Annotated in this window: 23 protein-coding genes and 1 tRNA gene; 17 read left to right on the top strand and 7 right to left on the bottom strand. The window is 33.1% G+C overall.

Annotated elements, in window-relative coordinates:
- The first annotated feature begins 2 nt into the window (after nucleotides 1-2).
- From RM542_RS00395 to RM542_RS00375, 5 genes are read left to right on the top strand one after another with little or no spacing between them, the layout of a single operon-like run.
- Entirely contained in the window at nucleotides 3-1,004 is a 1,002-nt protein-coding gene (locus tag RM542_RS00395; protein WP_311383720.1) for a glycoside hydrolase family 113, read from the top strand.
- 18 nt (nucleotides 1,005-1,022) lie between these two features.
- Nucleotides 1,023-1,766, top strand: coding sequence for a hypothetical protein (locus tag RM542_RS00390; protein WP_311383719.1), 744 nt, complete (start codon nucleotides 1,023-1,025; stop codon nucleotides 1,764-1,766).
- A gap of 29 nt (nucleotides 1,767-1,795) precedes the next feature.
- Nucleotides 1,796-3,067 (top strand): POTRA domain-containing protein, encoded by a 1,272-nt coding sequence (locus RM542_RS00385; RefSeq protein ID WP_311383718.1) that lies wholly within the window; start codon nucleotides 1,796-1,798, stop codon nucleotides 3,065-3,067.
- A gap of 31 nt (nucleotides 3,068-3,098) precedes the next feature.
- Nucleotides 3,099-4,016: a hypothetical protein gene (locus tag RM542_RS00380; protein ID WP_311383717.1), complete on the top strand. Its 918-nt coding sequence runs from the start codon at nucleotides 3,099-3,101 to the stop codon at nucleotides 4,014-4,016.
- A gap of 22 nt (nucleotides 4,017-4,038) precedes the next feature.
- A complete protein-coding gene (locus tag RM542_RS00375; RefSeq protein WP_311383716.1) occupies nucleotides 4,039-5,052 on the top strand; it encodes an N-acetylmuramoyl-L-alanine amidase in 1,014 nt (337 codons plus the stop codon).
- Here the strand turns inward: RM542_RS00375 and RM542_RS00370 are convergent.
- From RM542_RS00370 to RM542_RS00340, 7 genes are all read right to left on the bottom strand, one after another.
- Complete coding sequence (locus RM542_RS00370; protein ID WP_311383715.1) at nucleotides 5,045-5,614, bottom strand: YceI family protein; 570 nt, start codon at nucleotides 5,612-5,614, stop codon at nucleotides 5,045-5,047. The two genes, RM542_RS00375 and RM542_RS00370, sit on opposite strands and share 8 nt — an antisense overlap.
- 3 nt (nucleotides 5,615-5,617) lie before the next feature.
- Entirely contained in the window at nucleotides 5,618-6,112 is a 495-nt protein-coding gene (locus RM542_RS00365) for a hypothetical protein (RefSeq protein WP_311383714.1), read from the bottom strand.
- 118 nt (nucleotides 6,113-6,230) lie between these two features.
- Nucleotides 6,231-7,364, bottom strand: coding sequence for an AraC family transcriptional regulator (locus RM542_RS00360; RefSeq protein WP_311383713.1), 1,134 nt, complete (start codon nucleotides 7,362-7,364; stop codon nucleotides 6,231-6,233).
- 19 nt (nucleotides 7,365-7,383) lie between these two features.
- The gene (locus tag RM542_RS00355) at nucleotides 7,384-8,091 is read right to left on the bottom strand and encodes a TIGR04283 family arsenosugar biosynthesis glycosyltransferase (protein WP_311383712.1); all 708 of its coding nucleotides are present in this window, start codon (nucleotides 8,089-8,091) and stop codon (nucleotides 7,384-7,386) included.
- 47 nt (nucleotides 8,092-8,138) lie between these two features.
- Nucleotides 8,139-8,954, bottom strand: coding sequence for a purine-nucleoside phosphorylase (locus tag RM542_RS00350; protein WP_311383711.1), 816 nt, complete (start codon nucleotides 8,952-8,954; stop codon nucleotides 8,139-8,141).
- A complete protein-coding gene (locus RM542_RS00345; protein WP_311383710.1) occupies nucleotides 8,951-9,571 on the bottom strand; it encodes a TIGR04282 family arsenosugar biosynthesis glycosyltransferase in 621 nt (206 codons plus the stop codon). Before RM542_RS00345 ends, RM542_RS00350 begins: the two co-directional genes overlap by 4 nt.
- Nucleotides 9,552-10,079 carry a rhodanese-like domain-containing protein gene (locus RM542_RS00340; RefSeq protein ID WP_311383709.1) on the bottom strand — a complete coding sequence of 176 codons (528 nt, stop codon included), beginning with the start codon at nucleotides 10,077-10,079 and terminating at the stop codon, nucleotides 9,552-9,554. The genes RM542_RS00345 and RM542_RS00340 overlap by 20 nt, the downstream gene beginning before the upstream one ends.
- Nucleotides 10,080-10,166: 87 nt before the next feature.
- Here RM542_RS00340 and RM542_RS00335 point away from each other — a divergent pair, with 87 nt between their 5' ends.
- The 12 genes from RM542_RS00335 (at nucleotide 10,167) to RM542_RS00280 (ending at nucleotide 25,356) form a co-directional block, all read left to right on the top strand.
- Nucleotides 10,167-11,717, top strand: coding sequence for a glycoside hydrolase family 32 protein (locus RM542_RS00335; RefSeq protein ID WP_311383708.1), 1,551 nt, complete (start codon nucleotides 10,167-10,169; stop codon nucleotides 11,715-11,717).
- A 343-nt stretch (nucleotides 11,718-12,060) separates the two neighbouring features.
- Nucleotides 12,061-12,133, top strand: a tRNA-Phe gene (locus tag RM542_RS00330).
- A gap of 278 nt (nucleotides 12,134-12,411) precedes the next feature.
- Complete coding sequence (locus tag RM542_RS00325) at nucleotides 12,412-14,052, top strand: TldD/PmbA family protein (RefSeq protein WP_311383707.1); 1,641 nt, start codon at nucleotides 12,412-12,414, stop codon at nucleotides 14,050-14,052.
- 29 nt (nucleotides 14,053-14,081) lie between these two features.
- The gene (locus tag RM542_RS00320) at nucleotides 14,082-15,395 is read left to right on the top strand and encodes a TldD/PmbA family protein (RefSeq protein ID WP_311383706.1); all 1,314 of its coding nucleotides are present in this window, start codon (nucleotides 14,082-14,084) and stop codon (nucleotides 15,393-15,395) included.
- A gap of 84 nt (nucleotides 15,396-15,479) precedes the next feature.
- Entirely contained in the window at nucleotides 15,480-16,100 is a 621-nt protein-coding gene (locus RM542_RS00315; RefSeq protein WP_311383705.1) for a DUF4159 domain-containing protein, read from the top strand.
- Nucleotides 16,101-16,108: 8 nt separating this feature from the next.
- A complete protein-coding gene (locus RM542_RS00310) occupies nucleotides 16,109-17,113 on the top strand; it encodes a MoxR family ATPase (protein WP_311383704.1) in 1,005 nt (334 codons plus the stop codon).
- Nucleotides 17,114-17,119: 6 nt separating this feature from the next.
- Entirely contained in the window at nucleotides 17,120-18,016 is an 897-nt protein-coding gene (locus tag RM542_RS00305; RefSeq protein WP_311383703.1) for a DUF58 domain-containing protein, read from the top strand.
- Nucleotide 18,017: 1 nt separating this feature from the next.
- Nucleotides 18,018-19,319 (top strand): BatA domain-containing protein, encoded by a 1,302-nt coding sequence (locus tag RM542_RS00300; protein ID WP_311383702.1) that lies wholly within the window; start codon nucleotides 18,018-18,020, stop codon nucleotides 19,317-19,319.
- Nucleotides 19,316-21,541, top strand: a complete 2,226-nt coding sequence (locus tag RM542_RS00295; RefSeq protein WP_311383701.1) for a tryptophan-rich sensory protein — start codon at nucleotides 19,316-19,318, stop codon at nucleotides 21,539-21,541. The genes RM542_RS00300 and RM542_RS00295 overlap by 4 nt, the downstream gene beginning before the upstream one ends.
- On the top strand, nucleotides 21,534-23,273 hold the full coding sequence (locus RM542_RS00290) for a hypothetical protein (RefSeq protein ID WP_311383700.1): 1,740 nt from the start codon (nucleotides 21,534-21,536) through the stop codon (nucleotides 23,271-23,273). Before RM542_RS00295 ends, RM542_RS00290 begins: the two co-directional genes overlap by 8 nt.
- Nucleotides 23,274-23,346: 73 nt before the next feature.
- Nucleotides 23,347-24,075 carry a type III pantothenate kinase gene (locus RM542_RS00285; RefSeq protein ID WP_311383699.1) on the top strand — a complete coding sequence of 243 codons (729 nt, stop codon included), beginning with the start codon at nucleotides 23,347-23,349 and terminating at the stop codon, nucleotides 24,073-24,075.
- A complete protein-coding gene (locus tag RM542_RS00280; RefSeq protein ID WP_311383698.1) occupies nucleotides 24,076-25,356 on the top strand; it encodes a hypothetical protein in 1,281 nt (426 codons plus the stop codon).
- Nucleotides 25,357-25,429 lie beyond the last annotated feature (73 nt).

Raw genomic sequence — 25,429 nt, 5'->3', positions numbered from 1 at the left:
CTATGAAAGTATTAAGGCTTCTTTTTTTATGCCTGCTTCAATTTTCTTGCAATAGTCAAATAGCTGAAAAAATAAATGGAATAAGCTTTGTGGCCTCACGTGACAAAGTCACCCAAGCTCATATAAATCCTGTACTTAATGTTAAAGCTAATTACGCTGCAGTAATGCCTTTTGGTTTTATTCGAAATTTAACTGCATCAAATGTTGTTTTTAATACAGATAGACAGTGGTTTGGTGAAACCCGCTCTGGCGCAAAACAGTACTCAGAGCTGCTTCATAAGAATGGTATCAAGGTAATGATTAAACCACAAATTTGGGTTTGGAAAGGAGAGTTTACAGGTGATATACAAATGGAGACAGAAGAATCATGGCAAGAACTTGAAAAGACCTATGAAGATTTTATTCTAACCTATGCGGAACTTGCCCAAGAAGTTAATGCAGAAATATATTGTATAGGAACAGAGTTAAAGGAATTTGTGAAGAACCGACCAGAATTTTGGATAAAACTAATCGCAAAAGTAAAGACTGTTTATACAGGAAAACTGACCTATGCCGCGAATTGGGATGAATACACTAGAACATCTTTTTGGGCAGAATTGGATTATATTGGAGTAGATGCTTATTTTCCGATTTCAGATGCAAAAAACCCTACCAAAACTCAGATGAGTGAAGGCTGGCAAAAATGGAAGATTCAACTCAAGAATATTTCTAAAAAAGAGGGAAAACCTATCCTTTTTACTGAATTTGGTTACCGAAGTATGGATTATACAGGTAAAAAGCCTTGGTTAGTAGATCGAGGAGAAATGGAAGTAAACCTTACAGCTCAAGCTGACGCGACACAAGTTGTATTTGATGAGTTCTGGAAAGAAGGTTGGTTTGCAGGAGGTTTTATTTGGAAATGGTTTATCCACTATGAAAAATCGGGGGGAATTGATGATAATCGTTTCACACCACAAAATAAACCTGCAGAAGATGTAATTAGGAACAATTATGGCGACTATTAGGTAACAAGATTTTCGCCAATGATAAGGAAAAAGTATTTCCTGTTGTATCTTCTTTTCTTCTGTTTAGTCGTATCATGTGATTCTGATGATAGTGAACCATTGACAGATACTACCTTAGACACAACTTTAATCAATAGAGAATTTGTAATAGATAATGTAATTGCCTGTGCAGCAAGTAATGAAAATCTTAATACTATCAGTGTTTTTTTATATCCAAGAGAAGGAGTAAATAATATTAGTTTTTACGAAACAGTTTCTCTAGAAACTGATAAAAATAATTTTTCTAATTATTTAAAAGGCGAAGGTGAACTTATTGATGTTTTCAACGGATATCTCTTAAAATATGAGATTACTCCTCAACAAGAGAAATGGGTCATTGTTACATTTGAAGAAGAAGGAATAATCCATCTATCGAATCCTATTCGACTAAAACAAAATACAAAACCCACGGAATATCTATCCGATAATATAACAGTTGATGCGAATTCTTTCATGCCAGTTTTCACTTGGCAAGATGGAATAGCCGACGATTCTAAAATTTACTTTCATGTAGTTTCAGATGAAAATGGAAATTTATTGTCAGGCACTTACACATTTGAAAAGATGTTCCAATATTATAATTTAGACAATGTTGTTTTAAACATAACAGAAACTGAACCTCCGGCCTTGGAAATAGACTCTAATTATGGTTTTACACTAATGGCAGTTAGTGAAGACAATTGGGTGAATTTATTTTCTGAGATCACATTTGAAGTTCAGTAACTTGCAATTATTATATTTAATCAAAAAAGTTGAAAACTGTAGTTAGAAATTTTATCTGCATTCTTTTTTTATTGTTTTCAATAGCAGTTTATTCACAGGCCACAGTCGCCGATGTGAAAATTCAAGGAAATAAAAAAACGAATACTAATTTTTTAAAACGAATCATTAGAGTTAAACCTGGTTCTGAGTTAGATTCAACTCTTATTGAAAAAGATATTATTAGGTTAAAAAGACTCCCGGCTATTGCGCACGCCTACTTTCAAGTATTCAAAGCGAACAATGAAACGGAATACAATATATACTATGGTATTGAAGAGAACTTTACCGTAATTCCGTTTGCAAATGTGTACACTTCAAATAATGATGAATTTGCTTTTAGGGTAGGTCTGCAAGAGTTTAATTTTTTAGGCCGTAATATCATTATTGGAGGTTTTTACCAATATGATATTTTCAATTCCTATGGTGTAAATATTAGGGCTCCTTATTTGTTTTCAAATAAATTAGGCATAGCCATAAACTATCAAGATTTAACCACTCAAGAACCTGTTTTTTTAGAGAATGGCACAGCCGAATACCGATACAATAATGAGTCTATTGAAATAATGGGTTTGTATGAACCAAATTATAGAAATCGCTTTGAATTGGGATTGAGTTTTTTTACTGAAGACTATTCTTATTTATCTGGGGTTACTGATCCCAATGTTCCTCAAAATCTTAATGTAGATAAATATCTCTATAAATTTATTTATGATTTCAATGGCTTGGAATATTACTATCACTATTTATCTGGTTTTAGAAGCACTTTGAATTTGCAATTGGTTCGCAGTAAAGATCAGACTTTACCTGATTTTACCATTGGTTTTAATGATTTCTTATTCTTTTTAAGAGTAGGTAAAAAAGGAAATTGGGCCAATCGTCTTCGTTTGGGTATTTCCAGTAATTTGGATACTCCTTTTGCACCTTTTGCGGTTGATAATAACCTTAACATAAGAGGGGTAGGAAATTTAATTGATAGAGGTACAGCCGCAATTGTGCTGAATACAGAGTATCGACATACGATTATTGATAAAGATTGGTTCGTTCTACAGAGCAATATTTTTATTGATGGAGGAAGTTGGCGTAACCCGGGTGGTGATTTTGGTGATTTTACTGATGATCAAAATTTAAGAGTTTACCCAGGTGTTGGTATTAGATTCATACACAAACGAATTTTCAATGCTATTTTTAGAATAGATTATGGACATGGTGTAACAAAAAAAGCCTCAAAAGGAATTGTTTTTGGTATTGGGCAGTATTTTTAGTAACCTTTGTAAGGCACACTAGACCATTATTATGAAACGATTCTTTGTTTTACTTTTTGCATTACTTATTTATTGTAGTGCCACATCACAAGATTTTTTGCGCACAGTTGTTGCAAAAAAAGGAGATGGTATTTTTTCGATTCTTAGAAAAGAAGGATTAAACCCTTCTAAATACTATGCGGCATTTATATCCTTAAATGAAGCAAATATTAAGAATGGAAGTGAACTTCATTTAGGCAGAATTTATAAAATACCTACAGCCTCAGATTCATTTATTGAAAAAGGAAGAATAGTTAATGTAAGTGATGGTGCCGAAAAAGCACTTTATGATGAAGAATTAAATAAGATTAGTCTAAAATCCGATAATTTAAGTAATGCTGTTTACTATTTAGTTGCTGAAGAAAAGACATCAAAGAGCAGTTATTGTTCTACGATTGTTTCTGAATTAGCTTATAGTTTTTTGGTCAATGGAGCACAAGTATATATTATTAAATCAGATTCAGTTGCAACCAGCGAAAATGAAAAATTCAGGTTTCAAGAATATGCAGGTATTGTAAATAAACGTTATTTAAAACACCATGGTAAGTATCAACGGTTGTTAATTGTAAGATCTAAAGAAGAAATTACAAACAAAAGATTAAATGTGACTATATCTCATCATGGCAAAAGTGAAGAAGGGCAGAAGTTTGCGGAACATATTCAATCTATAATTGGTAACAGCACATCTCGCAAAGGTAGTATTGAAAACCTTTCAGGAATTTTTGAAGATGGTAATGACCTTTTTCTTGCTAAAAATGCCTTACCAGCAATATCAGTGATTGATATATCTACAGGAATTAAAAAAGTAAAACAAGAAAGTTTCTCTATATATTCAGATAAAAAAACCTTTGCTACTTGGATAAGAAAAGGAATGTTGAATGACTATGCTGAATTAAATTTAGAGGAATAGTCGCTTTTCTAATTTATCAATCTTGAGGTATTTTTTACATGGCTTATTTATCCTTTTTATAGCAACCACTTCAGCTCAAGATACTTTGAATGTTGTTACTGCTCAACAAGGTGATGGGATTTACTCATTACTTAGAAAGCATGGTTTAAGCCCGTCAAAATTCTACAATGAGTTTGTCCTGATAAATAAAGACTTACTTACAACAGAAGAGTTTTTAAAAGTTGGTGAAAAGTATATTTTACCTGATACAATTTTAATTCGAGAGTTAAAGAAAGTTGAGATTATTAAGGACCCTGAAAATGAAATATTTGGGACAGATTTCACTAAGATTGACTCGCTAAGTAATCGACTAGAAGGAGCAGTTTATTACCTAGTTTCTGGTCATGGAGGGCCCGATCCAGGAGCGGTAGAGAATTTCAATGGTAAATTAATAGCTGAAGATGAGTATGCTTACGATGTAACGCTGCGTTTAGCCAGAGAGTTAAAATCACATGGTGGAAAAGTAGTTTTAATTGTACAAGATAAAAACGACGGAATACGAGATCAAAGGGTTTTAGATTTAGATACTGATGAAATTGTTTATCCAAATCTTGAGATTCCATTAAATCAGTTATCGCGTTTAAAACAAAGAACAGAGGCCGTTAATAAATTATATCATAAAAACTTTGGAAAATACCAAAGGCTACTTGTCACACATGTTGATAGCCGAAGTAAAGGAACGAATATTGATGTATTCTTCTATTACCATGAACGCAGTCAAAATGGAAGACGTTTAGCTGAGAGTATTCATCAAACATTTGAAAAAAAGTATGCTCTTTTTCAACCAAATAGAGGCTACCAGGGTACTTTTGAAGATCGCAGTAACCTTTATATGGTTAAGAACACAATACCAGCTATGGCTTATATTGAAATAGGAAATATCAGAAGTAAAAAGGATCAAAAACGCATTTTAGATTCAGATAACCGACAAGCTTTAGCAAAATGGATTTCTGAAGGAATTATATTGGATTTTGAATCTAGAAATAAGACTAATTAATCGTTTTAAAAATAAGCTTACCATTAAGCTCAAAATCATCTGCGATAGCATTCTTTTTTAAACTTTGAAATATTGTAGGTGAATTGTATTCTACACCGTAACTAGTTCTGTTAATATTCATTATAGGGGCTATTTCAATGGTATTTTTTTCTTTTTTTAAGATACCTGCTGTAAATGTCTCTTCTTTCGTAATGTTTTTAATCGTAAGGTTTCCGGTTAAGCTTACCTTACCATTTTTAATAATTGAAGGTCTTGTTAAAACAAATTTTGCTTGACTGTACTTTTTAATTTCAAAAAAGTCTTTTCCTCTTAAGTGACCTTTTAAATCTTTATAGTCATGATCAAGGCTTTTCATATCAATAACAATGCTCATTTGAACTATGGTATCTCCTTTTACTAATACAGAACCTTGTTGTGTATTAATAGTTCCAGTAAGTGAATACGCATCAAATGCAGCCTTTCCGGTCCAATTTATCGATTGAACTTCTTTGTTTAAGCTATAATTTTGAGCAGTAATTTGATGAAAAAATAATATTGCAATGAGTAGAAGAATATTTTTCATGATTTATTGATTTAATAGATTATTTGTTGTGTTAATTTTTTGGTAGCCGCATATTTTTTCCCCAGAACTTGTGACTCCAATGAAATACCACATGGCCCAACCACCAAAAAGCTTAGAGTCCGTTCTCCAATTATTTCGCCAAGTATAAGGTTGGCCAAGTTTTAATTGTTGTTTTTTAGTATCAAACTTTTTGTCTAACTCTTTCAAATTATAAGTCTGTCTTAAATTCCACTGGTTATTGTAAAAAAGAAATGCCCCGAATTCTATTATTTCTACATTATCAAATTTGCATAGTATAGAAGTTGTATGTTTCCAATAATAACGATCTTTAATTTTGACCGCATCTATTTCATTTGGAAAGTTGTTTACTAGTATTAATCTTGGAAGTTTTGACAATTTTGTTGGAATCTGATTCCCTTTAGGTGTGCCATAGTCAACCTGACTTGATAGGGCAAATACTTGAAATAAGAAAAAAATAGTAGTGATAAATGCTTTCATAGTTATTGATTTATAATTATGAAGCAAATATTGGATTTAGATGAATACTAGTCGTTGCAGTTATAAAATTGAGACCTTTTTAAAAATTGAAAAAGTATCGATTAAAAATATGAGTCTATTATTCTTTTGATTTTAGGGCTTTAGGCGATTTCCCTGTTATTTTTTTAACTGACCTATTGAAAGAGGCTTTTGAGTTAAAGCCTGCTTCATAAGCAAGTCCTAATAGCGTAATTTTATCGTTTTCAGGTTTTTCTAGTAGTAGTTTTAACTCTTCAATTCGTTTTTCATTTACATAGGTATTAAATGATTTTCCGTATTTTATATTTAAACAATTGGTTAATAAGTAAGGTTTAATTTTCAAAGTATCCGCCAAACTTCTTAATGATAATTCCGGATTTGTAAAAATCTTCTGTGTCGTCATTAAATGTTCTAATTCAATTGAAATCTTCTTTAATTCATTCTCTTCTTTTTTTGATAGAACTCTATTTGGTTTTATTAGAACAGTATCTCTTTTGCTAAAACCGACTAAACCAATACCATATGTTATAATAGCTAAGCCCAAGAATAACGGAACCCTGTAAAAACTATCAAAAGCATAGTTGAAAAATATCAAATCTATTAAGGTAATACTCATAAAGAAAATGGAGAATACTCTTAAGATTAATAGCAAGTTTAAAATCCACTGAATCTTTTCTTTAGAAAGGGTTGATTCATTTTTAAGTTTTAAGAGCAATTCGGTTCTTGCCTTGTAACTGTAATAAATTATTAAAGCACCACAGACGATATACATCGTCGGAAATTGCACCCAAACTACATATCCCCAATAGCCAAGCCAAGTAAGACTTTCTCTTGTTCCATCCCAATAAAAGTTTTGAAATTTGATAAAATTACTCCAAAGAAATTCTAATATAACTGGTAAAAAATGAATCCAATGAGAAGTAGATAGTTTAAAGTTTGGTTTGATTAGCGCAATAACAAAAAAGTAAATTAAAGCACCATAGATCCAATTGTATTCTAGCATAATATGGTACCAAAAGTCATAAATACCGAGACCGAAAAATTGCAAAACCTCGACTACCAGGCGATAGGAGAAAAAGAAAAGTATAAGAGCTAAGAATTTATTAGCAACCCTGTTTGGTCCTTTATTAGATAGTAAAATAATACCATAAATGAGGCCTTGTAAAGCACCGATTGATAACACAATAGCGCATATGGTCTGAAAAGTATTCACAGCTCTAAGATATAAAATCAAATAGTGTGAATTTCAATAATTAAACTACTAGATGTTTTTGATAATATCGGTAAAGGTCATTGGGGCCGGCGCCGAGGTAATTTTTTAAATGAATCATACCAAAATGAAATTGTACATTAATCCATCCTTTCTCTCGATATTTTCTGGCAGATGTTATTACTTTTTGAGGCAGAACGATGAACTTAGTAGTCTTGTATAGTCTTCTGATAAACTCACTATCCTCATAGATTAGGTAGCGTTCATCAAAGCCATTCTCTTGTTCAAAAAGTTGTTTTGAAATAAAAAGAGATTGATCTCCACCTCTGCAGAGGGTATGATTAATTTTAGACAAGTAGGCGAAACCACGAAGAAATAAGTTTTTTGAATCAAATTCCATTCGAAAACAGCCAGTGTTATTACCAGCTTTGTAGGCCTTAATAATAAGGTTATCAAATTTTTTTGGTGGTAAAGTATCTGCATGTAGAAAATACAGTATTTCACCTTTGGCGATTTTAGCGCCAGTATTCATTTGATGAGCCCGTCCTTTTTTGGAGCTGATAATTTTCAAATCCAATCCTACAGCTATTTCAACAGTATTATCAGTGCTGCCGCCATCAACTAATATGATTTCTTCAATAGTATTGGTTGAACTATTTTTTTTGATAAGATCAATCAAACCAGCCAAAATATGACTTTCGTTTAAAACAGGAATAATGATGCTTATTTTAGAAGACAAACTACTACTCATGAAAATTCAATGTACACAATCAAATAGTGGAAATTTAGAAGTATTACTTACAATACCTTGACTAATTCTTTGAATATTTTTATCATTTTAGGCTCCGTTTTACCAGCTATCTCTATTATTTCTTGAATATTAACAGGTAGTAGATTGTCAGGATCACATTCATCTGTTAAAACTGAAATTGCAACAATTGGTAATCTTAAATGGTTTGCAACAATAACTTCAGGTACAGTACTCATTCCCACAGCATCTGCTCCTAGTATTTTAAGCATTCTGTATTCTGCCTTTGTTTCTAATTGTGGACCTACTACAGAAGCATATACTCCTTTTTGAAGTGATATGTTTTCTTGTGCAGCAATGGCTGTTATTTTTTCTCGCATTTCAAAATCATACGGTTCGCTCATATCAACAAAACGATCACCAAATTCCGCAACATTTTTAAATGCCAATGGAGAACCTCCTTGTAGATTAATATGATCTTCAAGAAGCATAATATCTCCCTTCTTAAAATTTAAATTGACTGCACCAGCCGCATTCGAAATAAATAACTTTTGAATTCCTAATTCATGCATAACTCGGATAGGATAGGTAACATCTAAAAGATCATAACCTTCGTACAAATGAAAACGACCTTGCATAACGACCACTTTTTTATTTTCTATAAAACCAAAAAGTAGTTTACCCGTATGAAACTCAACAGTAGCGAGTGGAAAATTTGGTATATGATGGTAATGCGCTTCAATTGGTTCTTCAATTTCATCGACTAATTGACCTAAACCAGTTCCTAAGACAATGCCTATTTCAGGAGAATCAAAACCTTTATTTTTTAAATATTCAGCAGATTCATTTAGTTGTTTCTTTGTCATATTTTAGTTTTAAAAAAATGTTGAAAAACCTTAATATCTTTGATGTCTTCAAAAACATCTACATCATTTCTTTCATCGATTAAGCTGTAGTTGGTTTCATTAAGGTCTTCTAGTGTATGTTTTAGAACGGTGCCTGTTCCCCAAGCTTTATTTGAAAACAGCTCATTTTGATTAGACTTTAGGCCTAATAAATAATACCCTCCATCTTGGGCGGGGCCAACAATAACATCATGGTGATTTAATTTTTCAAAAGCACTATTTAAATCTTCATGAGATAAATCATACATATCACTACCAATAATAATGATTCTTTCGAAGCCGCTTTTAAAGCCTTCATTAAAAGCATTTTTCATTCTTTCACCTAAATCGATTCCTTCTTGTAGTTTTTTTGTGTACAATTTTGAATCCCAGACATCATCTTCCCAAATTTCTTCTGAGTAGTATACATATTTTTCAGTCTTAAGCTCTCTGGTTATCGCCACAGTATGTTTTAAAAGAAACTTGTAGATATCTAAAGCAATTTTATCACCTGTAGTTGCCGCTAAACGTGTTTTACATTTGCCTAGTTCAGGATTTCTTGTAAAAATTAAGAGTAGGTTAGTTGGCTTTTTTTTCAATTTTTTTTGATTTGGTTTTATAGACTTTATCGCCATTGGTCAATAGTTTGCCCCAATGCTTACTAAATGCATGAATTTTTTCTGTTTCATTCTGATCAGAATCAACAATGGTATTTTCACGATTTACCCATTCAAAAATACCTCCATAAAGATTCTTGACATTAGTGTAACCGGCTTTTAATAGCTTTTCACCAATATTTTCTGACCGTACTCCTATGGAACAGTAGACTACAATAGGCGTGTTTTTATTGGGATAGTCTTTTAAGATAGTATCAATTTTAAACGTTTGGTGCCCCACCCATTGGGCATCTTTTATATGACTAACATCAAATTCCTCTTTCTTACGGGTATCAAAAAGTAGCGGTTGGTTTAGTGTTTTCAGCTCATCTACAGTTATGTAATCTACACTATTACTATTGAACTTTTGTAAAGTCTCATCAATGGTCTTTTGCGAAAATGTAAAAGAGAAAAAGCAAGCAATAATTAGGGCTGCTAGAAAAAAACGCATGTCAATATATTTCAATGGTAAAGATACGATTTATGAGGGCTTATTTTAAATTCTTTATCTTCAACTTCATCATTCTTATTTCTTAGTATGCGCAGCGCTGTCCTTCTAGTTTTTGCTTTTTTAGTTATTATTTCTTGTAAAAGAAAGGTTGAAATAGATAAGATCAATAAACAGCTAGATGAGGCTTATCAAGAAACATATCGTCCGCAATATCATTTTACTCCTCCAACAGGCTGGATGAACGATCCTAATGGTTTGGTTTACCACGAAGGAATTTATCATTTGTTCTATCAACATTACCCGAATGCAACAGTTTGGGGTCCTATGCATTGGGGGCATGCGACAAGCGAAGATTTAGTGCATTGGAAAAACAAACCTATCGCCTTATTCCCAGATGAAAAAGGGTTTATATTTTCAGGAAGTGCTGTCATTGATAAATTGAATACCACGGGTTTTGGCAAAGATGGCAAAGTGCCCTTGGTAGCGATATACACTTACTTTAGATTAGATATTGAAAAATCAGGAGGAATTAATACCCAAACACAAGGTATTGCGTATAGTCTTGATAATGGTGATACTTGGACAAAGTATGAAGATAATCCTGTAATAGATAATACCACAATGAAAGACTTTAGGGATCCTAAAGTCTTTTGGCATGATCCAACAGAAAGTTGGATCATGACCTTAGTTGCGGGTAATCATGCAAAGTTTTATCGCTCAAAAGATTTAAAGCAGTGGAATCATATTAGTGATTTTGGAGTAGGTCAAGGGGCACACGGAGGTGTTTGGGAATGTCCAGATTTATTTAAGTTAAAAGTAGAGGGAACAGATGAAGAAAAATGGGTGCTCATTATTAGTATTGGAAACGGCAGCCCTAACGGAGGAAGCGGAACACAGTATTTCATAGGAGATTTTGACGGGGATAATTTTACGTCTGATCAAATAGAATACAAATGGTTGGACTGGGGTACTGATAATTATGCAGGGGTAACCTATAATGATACCCCAAAACAGGATAGGGTTTTTATTGGATGGATGAGTAATTGGCAGTATGCACTTAAGACCCCCACAGGTATCTGGCGCAGTGCAATGACATTACCTCGAAAATTAACTCTTAGAAAACAAAATGATTCTTATTACTTGGCTAATTATCCGGTAGAACAAGTACTTCGTTTAGAAGGTAAAAAAATTGGTGTTAATAATAATTTAAAGGCAGGTGAAGAATTTATGCTTGAAAATGAAAATTTAAATCAATCTGTAATTACTTTTACTGCCAATAAGAAGGACTTTGAGCTTTCATTAAGTAATGAAATTAATGAGGAGGTCAACATCATTTTTGACTCAGTTTCTAATTTATTCATGTTAGATCGCAGTCAATCAGGAATCACAAACTTCAATTATGATTTTGGTAATAAATTACATTACATGTCAGTTAATGAATTATCGGAAGAATTTGAAGTTAAAATTTACATAGACCAATCTTCAATTGAGATTTTTCTTGATAATGGGCTATATGCAATGACTTCGCAGCTATTCCCAAGTGAGGAATATTCTAAAATGACTATTAAGAATAATTCAAAATCCAATTTAGAGATTAAAAATCAAACGATTAAAAGCCTTAAATCTATTTGGAAGTAAATAACTAATTAAAATATCTAATTAGACTATTCAAAAGTAATGCAATAGATACGAGAACCGTAAAATACCAAAACAAATAGCCTAGTTTTTTGTCAAAAGTGTTCATTTTCTGAAATGGTTTGTTTTCTTTTTTAAAAGTATCTAATTCTTACTTTTTAATTAAGGTTAATTTATAAGTTGTATCAAAAAGCGTGTGGATGGCAATTCATTATATTGGAAAGGATAATTGAAATAACTTTTTTAGTAAATAAATGGCTATTAAAAGCAACGGGTAGTTTTTTTATGTTTTTTTATTGGTTAATCTTAAATTAGAAATTATATTTGCAGCCGCTTTAATAAGCATGGTGCCTTAGCTCAGTTGGTAGAGCAATGGACTGAAAATCCATGTGTCCCTGGTTCGATTCCTGGAGGCACCACTTCAAACCCCGCAATTTGCGGGGTTTTTTGTTTTTCTTTAGTACCAATTGTCCTTTACTTTGAAATTGCTATTCTATTAAAGATTCTTAATCCTATTAAAAACTCTTAATAAAATCTAAAAGCGTAGCAATCTACCCTAGAAAATTCAGTATTTTAGGAGCTAATCGTTCAAAAAACGAATAGAAGGTCATTTAGAACATGCTTTCTTAAATAACAACCAGTTTGAAGATGGTATCATCAATCTTTAACTACTTCAAACAACAAAACAAGACACTAAATGAAAAGAAGAGATTTTGTACAGTTATCTGGTTTAGGTGCTGGAGCTCTTTTATTGCCTACAACAATGATGGGTAATAACATTGCTACTGAAGCCCTGCTAGAACCAGGTATGGATGTACTTGTAAAAAAACGTATGGCTGATGTTGCTTTAAACACAGCTAAATCCTTAGGAGCTACTTATGCTGATGCTCGAATAGGTAGGTACTTGAATCAGTACGTATTCACTAGAGAAGACAAGGTTCAAAATGTTGTAAATACAGAGTCTTTTGGTATCGGAATTCGTGTAATCACTAATGGTACTTGGGGCTTTGCTTCTACCAATAGCGTAACCGAAGATGGTATTAAGAAAGCTACAGAACAAGCTGTTGCAATTGCAAAGGCAAATTCTAAGATTCAGAAAGAGCCTGTAAAATTAGCACCAGTTCAATCACATGGTGAGGTTTCTTGGAAAACTCCAATTCAAAAAGATTTTAAAAATGTTCCAGTTTCTGAAAAAGTAGATTTGCTTTTAAAAGCAAATGCGGCAGCCTTAGATAATGGAGCAAATTTTGTGAATTCTGCTCTGTTTATGGTAAATGAGCAAAAGTACTTTGCTTCAACAGACGGTTCATATATTGATCAAGACGTTCATAGAATTTGGCCAACTTTTGGAGTAACTGCAGTTGACCGTTCAGCTGGTAAGTTTAAGACTCGGCAGGCTATGAGTGCTCCAATGGGTATGGGTTATGAGTATATGGATGGATTAGCTTCTGAAAAAATTGCAGGTCCAGATGGGATGATGTTATACAGAAATAGTTATGACATTGTTGAAGATGCTGTCACAGCTGCCAAGCAAGCTAAAGAAATGCTTACCGCAAAATCTGTAGACCCAGGAAAATATGATTTAGTATTAGAACCTAATCACTTAGGATTAACGATACACGAATCAGTTGGACATCCGCTAGAATTAGATAGAGTATTAGGCTATGAAGCTAATTATGCTGGAACTAGTTTTGCAACTTTAGATAAATGGAAATCAGGTAACTTTAATTACGGAAGTAATCTTGTTAATCTTGTAGCCGATAAAACTCAAAAAGGTAGTTTAGGAGCTGTTGGTTATGATGATGAAGGTGTTAAATGCAAGGAATGGGATTTAGTTAGAAATGGAACTTTGGTGAATTATCAAGCCATTAGAGATCAAGTTAACATTCTTGGCCAAGATGAATCACATGGTTGTTGTTATGCTCAAAGTTGGAATGATGTTCAATTCCAGCGTATGCCAAATGTTTCACTTGAAGCTGGTAAAGAAAAGTATTCTTCATCCGACATGATTAAAGATGTTGAAAAGGGCATTTATATCGCTGGTAGAGGATCTTACTCTATTGATCAACAGCGTTACAACTTCCAATTTGGAGGTACAGCATTTTATGAAATTAAGAATGGCGAAATAGCAGGTATGCTCAATGATGTTGCATATCAATCTAATACGCAAGAATTTTGGAATTCATGTTCTAAAATATGTGATGAGAGCGACTACAGAATGTTTGGGTCTTTCTTTGACGGAAAAGGGCAACCTTCACAAATAAGTGCGGTATCCCATGGTAGTTCTACCACAAGATTTGATGACATTAATGTTATTAATACAGGTAGAACAGTTTAATTCCAAATTTCATTAAAAGAAAAAATAAAATGGCAATATATACAAAAGAAGAAGCAAAAAAGATAATGGAAAAAGCATTGAGCTTTTCCAAAGCAGATGCTTGTGAAGTCAATTTGGATGGTGGTGAAAGCGGGAATATTAGATATGCAAGAAACTCTGTTTCCACAGCCGGATATCGTTCGAATCAGACTTTAGTAGTTCAGTCAAATTTTGGTAAACAAATGGGTACTGCAACCATTGATGAATTTGATGATGAATCATTGAAAAGAGTAGTTGAAAGATCAGAGGAGTTAGCAAAACTTTCCCCTGAGAATCCTGAGTTTATGGGCCCCTTAGGTCCACAGACTTATGATGAGGCAATTAATTATATTGATGCTACAGCTAATATTACTCCTGAGTATAGAGCTGAAGTTGCTAATAGTAGTATTACCCCTGCAGCTGCAAAAGATGTTACTGCGGCTGGTTTTTTAGACGATTCAGCTGGTTTTAGTGCGATGATGAATTCAAAAGGTTTGTTCGCATATAACAAAGAAACCAACCTTGAATTTACAGTTACAATGAGAACTAATGATGGTACTGGATCTGGTTGGGTAACTAGAGATGTAAATGATGTATCAAAGTTTGATGCGACAGAAGCTAGTAATACGGCGATTGATAAAGCTGTAATGTCAAAAGAAGCTAAAGCAATTGAACCTGGTAAGTATACGGTGATTTTAGAACCATCGGCAGGTTTAGGACTATTAAATGGATTAGGCAGAGCAATGAACGCTCGTACAGCAGATGAAGGCAGAAGTTTTATGTCTAAAGATGGTGGTAATAAAATTGGGGAGAAAATTGTTGACGAAAGAGTTCAATTATGGTCAGACCCTCTTAATCCAGAAGTTCCGAGTGCAACTTGGAATGGTGCTGGTCAGCCCTTGAAGAAAACAACATGGATAGAAAATGGCGTAGTTAAAAATTTAGCTTATGGTCGTTTTTGGGCAAAAGAAAAGGGCGTTGACCCTGTTCCATTCCCAAGTAATTTTATCATGGGTGGTGGTGATGCTTCTCTTGAAGATTTAATCAAGAGTACTAAAAAGGGAATTTTAGTTACACGTTTATGGTATATCAGATCTGTTGACCCACAAACATTACTTTACACTGGCTTGACTAGAGATGGAACTTTTTATATCGAAAATGGTGCTATTAAGCATCCAATTAAGAATTTAAGATTCAATGAAAGCCCAATTATTATGCTAAATAACTTAGAGACTTTAGGTCAACAAGTTAGGGTAGAAGGAAATTTGATTCCATTCATGAAAATTAGAGACTTTACTTTTACAAGTTTATCTGATGCGGTATAGATTTTAAATAACTTTATACAACTGGTTGTGATCAATATAATCGCAACCAGTTTTTATTTTAATCCGAAATAGAAGTAAATACTGTTGAGTAACGACTTTTTCTTTACTAGACTACAATATGAATCAGGTGATTGGGATGTTGATCAACGCATGCCTTCTAACCTTTTGAATTCTTTAGTTGAGTACACCACTTTACGTGTGAATACCATAGAAAACATTGTGCCTTTGGCCAGTGAAGATATTTTCAAGTGTCCGTTCTGTTATTTGTCTGGTCATAAACTGGTTCAATTTTCTAAAAAAGAGAAAGAAAATTTTAAAAAGTATATAAACAATGGAGGATTCGTATTTGTAGACGACTGTAACCATGATATTGATGGTTTGTTTGCTAAGTCTTTTGAGCGCCAAATGGAAGAAATTTTTGGCCGTGATTCGCTAAAGAAAATACCAAATAATCATGAGATATATTCTGTATTTTTTGAATTTGATGATGGGCCGCCGACTACTTCACAAGAATTGAACGGTTGGGGAGATGATTTGGTTCATGAGTACTTAAAAGCAATTGAGGTCAACAATCGAGTTGGTGTTTTGTATAGTAATAAAGATTATGGTTGTGAATGGGACTATGATTTTAGAAACAAGCGATGGTACAAGATAGATAACACACGATTTGGTGTTAATATCGTGATGTACGCTTTAACTTCTTAATATTTATAATGGACGATAATTTAGTAGTTGCGGAAAAAGAAATAAAAGCACTTACCCATAAAATAGAACTTTTAAAAAAAGAAATTGGTAAAGTAATTGTTGGTCAAGAAGAAACAGTTGAACAACTTTTGATTGTTTTTCTTGCTGGAGGTCATGCTTTGTTAGAGGGTGTTCCAGGTTTAGCAAAAACACTTTTGATAAGAACTTTGGCAAGAGCTGTGGACCTAAATTTTAATCGGATACAGTTTACACCAGACTTAATGCCTTCTGATATTATTGGGACTGAAATAATGGAGGAAGACCAATCAACAGGCAAAAAGTTTTTCAAGTTCAATAAAGGGCCTATTTTCTCAAATATAATATTGGCTGACGAGATCAATAGAACGCCACCAAAAACGCAAGCTGCACTATTGGAAGCTATGCAAGAATTTGAGGTAACTTATTCTGGTATCACCTATAAGATGGATCGACCTTTCTTTATTTTGGCAACTCAAAACCCAATAGAACAGTCTGGTACATTTCCTTTACCAGAGGCGCAACAAGATAGATTCTTATTCTACATAAAGATTGGTTATCCAACAGAAATAGAGGAAGCTGAAATTTTAAAAAACACAACCGGGTCTAAAGTTGACGAAATTGAAAAAGTAATTAGCGGTGATGAAATTCTGCAATTGCAAAAATTGGTGAGACAAGTTTACATTAGCGACGACCTCATTGCTTATGTAAATCAAATAGTTCGTGCGACAAGGCCAAATACATCAAACAATTCTTTTGTCAAGGAGTGGGTTAGTTGGGGTGCTGGGCCAAGAGCGGGGCAAGCCATGATATTGACTGCTAAAGCTAGAGCATTGCAGGCGGGTAGATTTGCAGTAAACTTAGATGACTTAAAACGTGTTGCCTTGCCAGTTTTAAGACATAGAATACTGGTTAATTTCCGTGCTGAAGCGGAAGGAATTACTTCAGATGTAGTTGCCATTAAATTAATAGAACATCTTCAGTTTTCACCAAAATAGAACCAAGTGAAATCTAGCTACAAAGATTTATTTCAGCCTAATATTATCAATAGCGTATCGGGGCTTTCTTTAATAGCTCGCGTTATTGTTGATGGATTCTTATCAGGTAAACATCAAAGTAGACGCGTTGGGCAGGGTTTAGAATTTAGTCAATACCGAGGGTATCAGGCCGGTGATGATATGCGACTCTTAGATTGGAAAATGCTGGCGAGGTCCGGTAGATATTATATTAAGCAGGCGGATATTGAAACTCAAGTGGCTGTAAAATTTATCATCGATGCCAGTGCCTCAATGAACTATACAGAAGAGGGATTGTCAAAAATGGATTATGCCCGTGTACTAGCAGCTTCTTTAGCTTATTTAGCTCACCAGCAGGGTGATGCTGTAGGCCTTTTTTCATTAAATAATGAAAAAATAAATAGGTTATATCCAACTACGCATAAACAGCATTACAATAGAATTTTAGCAGAGCTTATTCAAATTAAATGCGCCGGAATTTGGCCTAAAACCTCTGATGATATTCATAAAGTACACAATAGAAATCATAAGGAATTACTTTTTTTTATAACTGATATGCATGAAGATGATCAAGAATTGTCTGATTGGATTGGTCATTTAAAAACTTCAAAAAATGAAGTTGCCGTGCTTCAAATTGTTGGAGAAAATGAAACTAAGTTTGACTATTCAGGAGATGTTGTTTTTGAAGACCTGGAGACCAATAAGCGTATTCAAGTGAATTCTAAAGACGTCAAACAGTATTATTTGAATGCATTTGAAGAACATTTAAAAAAGGTAAAAAACTCTTTTTTAATGAAAGATATTGGATATGAGCTTTTTCATTTTAATGCACCTATTGAAGAAGGTTTACAGCTGTTTTTAAAAAGAAGAAAAAGCCTAAGTTGAGATGACCTTATTGAATCCGACATATCTATGGGGTTTAATGGCACTTTTAGTGCCAATAGCTATTCATCTTTTAAACAAAGGTGATGTCGAAGTAATAAAAGTGGGTAGCATTAAATTCTTGCCACAATCTGAAACCAAGCAGGCAAGAAATATCAGGCTGAACGAACTTTTACTTCTTTTTTTAAGACTTATTATAATCAGCTTATTAGTTTTAATTTTAACAGGTCTAAAGTTCAAAACTGAAGTAAATAAACAAGAAGTAATTTATGTTTTTGAACCTTCATTAATTCATGAAAATTCGTTAGAAACATATTTAAAAGAATTGCCAGAAGGTGCAGAATTAAGATTTTTAACTAAGGGTTTTCCAAAAGTTAAGTTAGAAGAGCTACCTTTTTTTGAACGGAATATTACACCTAATTATTGGCAATTAGTAGATGGTCTAGAAGAGTTGCCTGCTGATAGTATTGTTGTTTTTAGTAAAGGCAATATTTCAGCCGTTCGCGGTATTAGACCAAGCACTGCTGCCAAACTTAATTGGATTGTTTTAAATGAGGCTAAAGACAATGAAAATTGGTTGATTGCCAAAGATTTTAAAGACAGTATCGCCCTTATTAAAATAAAAAGTAGTATCCAAAGAACAAGTTTTGAAACTGTTCTATTGGATAAAAGAAGTGAAAACTTTCAAAGAAAAGAAGATAGTATAATCATTGAATTCTCAAATAATTTAGAGTCGGTTAGATTGAAAGGAAAGGACTCAATTTCAATTGGAATTTTATTTGAAGAAAATTTTTATAATGAAGCCATTTACTTTCAAAAAGCATTTAATGTAATTGCGAATTATACAAATTCACCAATTTCAATTGAACTGGATTCAGATGTGATTGCTAGTAAAGCGGAAAATTTGAATGTTTTGGTTTGGTTGAAATCAGAGCAGTTGCCAATCACAAAAGGTAAAAGAATTACATATAAAGCAGACCTTTTTGCCAAGCATTTAGTTGAAAATACCTCTTCTGTGAATGATTACGTTTTAACTAAAAGACTAACTGTAGAAAATGTTATTAATGGTAATTTCACTAAGGATTTGCTGGCCCTTTTAGATTTAGAAAAAGACTTAAAAGACCAGCTAGAATTATTTGATCAAAGAGCAATATCCCCAATTGAGTTAAAACCAAATTTAATAGATAACAAAGTGGAAAGTAGCTTCTCTAGAGCTGAATTAGTAGACCTTTCTTCATGGGTGTGGTTGGCTTTATTTGTATTTCTAGGTGTTGAACGTGTTTTAGCTAAATTGAGAAAACAATGATACAAGCACTTCAACTTTTAAAGAACGCTCGACAAAAATGGCTTTTAATAAAAATTGCGGAAGTTGTTATCTTTTGTTTAGGTCTAGCTATTTTAAGTTTTATTATCACTAATAGTTTAATTGTTTCAATGCTGGTTTTTATTTTGAGCCTTGCTATTTATATAGCTATTCTAAAACCAAAACAATACACTTTAATAAAGGTCTGTAATTATCTAGATAGTTTTCTTCCAAAAATGGAATTCAGCACCTCTTTATTATTAGAATCTGAAGAAGAGTTATCTCTACTAGGAAGGATACAGCAGGTTAAGATTGCACAGCAATTAAATAATAATGAAAGTGCTATCACTTTTAAGAATAACATACTTAGAAATATAGTTGTAAGTATTTCACTGGTGTTGTTGGGTGTTTTGCTTCATTATTCAGGTTTTTTAAATAGTCTTGAAAACGATGAAATTATAAATACGTCTAATGAGACGATCCAGTTTGTAACCGCAGATAGTTTACAACAAAAAGAGATTTCTCCAAATGTGGTTAAACAATTGGTAACTATTAATTATCCAGCTTACACAAAAAAGAATAATAACACTACAACGAATTTTAATCTTAAGGTTTTAGAAGGATCAATAATTAATTGGGCAGTACAATTTGACAAAGAGGTTGAAGCCGCTTTAATGCAAATTGGATCTGAAGAACATAACATGAGTTTTAGCAACCCAAATTATTTAAAATCTTTACCAGTAAACTATGCAAATATTTATAACCTAAAGTTTATTGATAAAGCCGGAAATTCATACTTATCTGAATTATATTCATTGGAAATAATCAAAGATGAAACACCATTTATTGAAATTCAAGAGATACCTCAGTTCAGCACATTTGATTATGATGATGAACAAATAATAGAATTTACGACCAGTATAAGTGATGATTTTGGTATTGCTTCAGCGACTATCATTGCAACAGTAAGTAAAGGTTCAGGTGAGTCAGTTAAATTTCGTGAAGAAAGATTAAGTTTTGATACCACTTTTAAAAAAGGCGCTAAACAAGTACTATTAAACAAGAGGATTGACCTTAGAAACATGAAAATGGAACCCGGTGACGAACTGTATTTTTATGTTGAGGCGCAAGATTTGAAAGAACCAAAAGCTAACATAGGGCGAACAGAGACGTACTTCTCAGTAATTAGAGATACAGTAACAAATGGATTTGCTGTTGAAGGAACTTTAGGAGCTGATTTAATGCCTGATTATTTCAGAAGCCAGCGTCAATTAATTATCGATACAGAAAAACTCATTGCTCAAAAGTCAGTTCTTAAAAAGCAGGAATTCAATTTTACAAGTAATGAACTTGGTTTTGACCAAAAAGCACTGCGATTAAAGTACGGTGAGTTTATGGGTGATGAATCAGAAGGCGCTTTTGACTCATCTACTAACGAGTCTTCTGAATCAAATGAAGACGAAGATCATTTAGATGAGTATACCCATGACCATGATGGTGATAATGATCACAATTTAGTTGAACACGAACAAGACCATGAACATGAGGAATCTGAAAATTCTAAAGATAAAGAAGATCCATTAGAAGAATATTTGCATAATCACGAAGACCCTGAGTCATCTACACTTTTTGCCAAGTCGTTAAAAAGCAAACTGAAACAAGCAATGGCCGAAATGTGGGATGCCGAGCTCTATTTAAGATTATATGAGCCACAAAAATCGCTTCCATATCAATATAAAGCTTTAGAACTGATTCAAGAAATAAAGAATAGTGCCCGTATTTATGTGCATCGAATTGGATTTGACCCGCCTCCAATAAAAGAAAGTAAGCGTTTAACGGGTGATCTTGATGAAATTAAAAATGTTATTAAGAATAAGGAACTTGATGATGAACGGTTATACCCATATATGAGAGAAGCAATTTCAAGATTGAATGAGTTGCTTAATTCTAATGGGGCTATTAATCAACAAGATCAAGAACTATTTTCAAGAGCAGGAAATGAATTGGCAATTTTGGCAATTGCTAAACCTGGAAATTATTTGATTACTCTCCAAGAGTTAAAATTGCTTTCTCAGGGGAGTAGTTTTAACACTAAAAAATTAAAAGAAGTTCAAAGTGGATTAATAGCTGCCATACCTAATAATGATGCGACCCCTTCATTGAATACAGCGTATACCAATAAAATAAATCAATTATTGCTTCAAGAAATCACAAAGGATGATTGATAGGATTCGGTTTATAAACGATGATATGACAACTCCTGTTTTAATACTGGGTCTTTTATTATTCATAATATTTTGGTGGAAAGAGTGGAATGGTTTGTTTAACAAAACATTTCTTTTGAATTTATTTTTAGGTTTTGTTGCTATCACTTCATTGCTCGTATTGGTTCTAGAGCCTTCTTTAGCTAAGGAACAAGATACTACAGGAGTTTTATTGACCGATGGTTATCAGACTAAAAAATTGGATAGCCTTAAAAAAGTTTTCCCCAAACTAAAGATAACCACATACAAAAAGGCATCTGATTTAAGCTCTCAATTAGATTCAGTTGGCGAGATTAAAATTTTAGGTGATGGAGTTCCAGAATATGATTTTTGGCAGCTTCAAGGTAAATCTGTTAGGTATTTAGAAGGTGAAAATCTTTCAGGAATTATTAGATTAAAATACAATCAAGAATTGATTGAAGGTGATAACTTTTCGGTTATTGGTGTTTATAATCAACCTGTTAAAGGGCATTATTTGTTGTTGCAAGGACCAGCTGGGAATGTTTTAGATTCAATAAGTTTAACAGATTCTATTACTTGTCAATTTAAATTAGAGACTAAAACTAAAGTTGAAGGCAACCTTGTCTATAAGTTAGTTGAGAAAGATAGTCTAGGTAAAGAAATACAGATAAATCAACTACCAACTGTTATTAATAAAAAGGAGCAATTAAATATTTTGATAATAAATCAATTCCCCTCTTTTGAGACAAAATATTTAAAGAATTTTTTAAGTGAGTCTGGTCATAAGCTTGTCGTTCGCAGTCAAATCACAAAGGGTAAATATAAATTTGAGTATTTAAATACCAAACGCAACCCATTTTATAGGTTTTCAAAAGAGAGTTTGGAAGAATTTGATTTGGTTATCCTTGATACTGATACTTATTTAGGACTATCAAGATCAGCCAAGAACAATTTATCTAATGCTTCATATGACGATGGATTAGGAGTATTTATGCAACCAGATGATCAACTATTTAAGAGAGTAAGCTTTTTTAATCAAATTCAGGTGGTGAGTGATGGGGAAAAGAATATAGATATCGCAGATTTTCCCGAATTAAAATTTGAAAAATATCCTTATAAGTTTTCTGATAGTCTCAGCTTAAATGGTCTTGCTCTCGCAAAACATTCTTTTCTTGAGTATAACGGGAACGGAAAAATAGGAACAACAACCTTAAAGAATACTTATCAACTAGTTTTAGATGGTCATTTTGAGAAATACCGTCAAATATGGTCTCAAATCATTACAAAGGTTGCTAAAGTAAATATTCGGCAAGGAGCAATTAGTGCTATAAACCAATTTGCCTTTTTAGATGAACCTTATCCTTTGGAGATATCCTCAACCCTAATGGAGCCTGTTGTTATCCACGCTGACGGATATGTAATTCCTTTAAGTCAAGATCCTATAAATAATGAGTTATGGAGAACGAGAACCTATCCCACTAAGTCTGGATGGAATTCGGTCAATATGAAGAATGATAGTTTGTTGCGCTACGCTTATTTTGTTATGGATTCAACCCAATGGAAGACTCTACGAAGAGCTGAAATTATTACTAAAAACCAAATACGATTTAAAGAAACAACTGGATTGACCGAAAAAGTAGTTGTTTTTAAATCGTTGTCAAGAGTATGGCCTTTTTTATGCTTTCTTTTAAGTATCGGGTTGCTTTGGCTATTACCAAAACTTAAAAGGTAATTGTGAAAATCTCTTGTTGCCTGTATATTCAAACTAAGCACTGTTAAAATCGTTTTGTTTGTATTTTTGCAATATGAATTTGGTAGTCGATATAGGTAATACTCGAGTGAAATACGCTGTTTTTGATAAAAAGAAATTAGTCATTGATCAGCATTCCGATTCAGGACTATTTCTAACTATGGTCAGAGATTTATTTGAGGTGTATCCAAAAATAACTCATGCTATCATTTCTTCAGTAGGAGGTCATCCTAAAAAAGAGTATGAAGTACTATCTCTTTTTTGCAAAGTTCATTTGCTTTCACACGAATCAAAAATTCCTTTTAAAAATAGTTATATCAATCCGCAAACATTGGGGATTGACCGCATCGCTTTAGCAACAAGAGCTTTTTATGAAAATCCAAAAGGAAACACTTTGGTCATTGACATGGGTACTTGTATTACTTATGAAATGATGAATGATTACGGAGAATATTTGGGTGGGGCCATTTCTCCTGGCATGAATATGCGTTTTAAAGCAATGAATGATCAAACGGCGCAACTTCCATTATTGATAGGAGAACCAATTTTAGATTTTATTGGGAACTCTACTGAAAAGTCTATGCAGAGCGGTGTAGTCAACGGAATTTGCCAAGAACTAGACGGGGTAATAAATCAATATAAAGACCGCTTTAAATTTTTAACAGTTATTTTAACAGGCGGTGACGCTCAATTTTTTGCCAAACGGCTAAAAAATTCCATATTTGCGAATTCTAAATTTCTGTTGGAGGGGTTAAATTACCTGCTGGAATACAATAAAAACTAGATGGTTAAGAATTTTCTGATTGGATGCATATGCCTTTTGTCTTTTGGCTCTTATGCTCAAAATGGTACTATTTCTCCTTATTCAATTTTTGGTGTTGGTGATTTTAGAAGTAATGGTACTGTTGAAAATCAAATGATGGGCGGGCTTCAGATGTATGCTGATAGTATACATGTAAATCTAAAAAATCCTTCCGCTTATTCTCAATTAAAATTGACAACTTATACAGCTGGTATTTCTCACTCGGAGTATAGATTAAAAGATGCTATAGAAGAACAAAATGCTTCCGTAACCAATTTAGATTACCTGGCTATAGGTTTACCTATTACAAAGAATGCTGGTATTGGTTTTGGTATCATGCCTTTTTCTTCCGTTGGTTATAGTTTAAATCAGCAAACCACCAACGCAGTTCAAGATACCGTCACTAATATATTTTCTGGTGAAGGGGGTTTGAACAGAGCTTATTTGTCTTTTGGGTATCAACCCAAGAAAAATTTAAGTATTGGTGCCACAGCTAATTTTAATTTTGGTTCGCTTACGTATCAACGTATTCAAAGTGTTCAGAACGTACAATTAGGAACGCTAGACACTAGAGTTTCACGAATTAACGGCTTCGATTTTAACTATGCCCTTAATTATACACCAACTATAAAAGAGAAATACACATTATATACTCATATAGGTGTTAATACTCAAGTGAATTTGGTTTCCAAGAATAGCGCAAGAATAGGTTCATTCTCTTTAGAGGGAGGAGAGATAGAAGTTTTTGATATTGATTTAGAAGCTCAGGGCTTAAAAAATACCGAATTAAAAATACCGACAGTAACTACGGTTGGTCTTGGTTTTGGGCAAAATAAAAAATGGTTTATAGGTGGTGAGTATAGTTTTCAACAACTAAGTTCTTTTAGTAACGAATTTCTGGGCCAAGAAAATGTTGCTTACGAAGATGCCAGTGTTATGGCTTTTGGAACCTACTTTATTCCTGACTATCGTTCACTTTCAGGCTATTTAAATAGAATTACATACCGAGCCGGATTGCGTTACGAGCAAACGGGTTTAATAGTTAATGATAAGGAAATAAACAACTTTGGCATAACTTTTGGATTTGGTTTACCAATGAATGGTGTAACTGGAGGTCCTACAAGCTTTTCAAATTTAAATATAGGATTTGAATTAGGAAGACGAGGAACTACTGACGCCGGACTTATTGAAGAAAGTTATTTCCAAGTTAACGTTGGCTTATCATTAAACGATAGATGGTTCCAAAAAAGGAAAATAAACTAAAGTTTTTTGAAGAATTCATAAATAACCAAGGTGTAACCAGCCTTCTGTAAGTTAGTTTTATAAAAATTTGTAC

The sequence above is a fragment of the Croceitalea sp. P059 genome, from assembly GCF_031846365.1.
GTDB lineage: Bacteria > Bacteroidota > Bacteroidia > Flavobacteriales > Flavobacteriaceae > Croceitalea > Croceitalea vernalis.
This window is presented reverse-complemented; position numbering and strand designations above follow the sequence as displayed.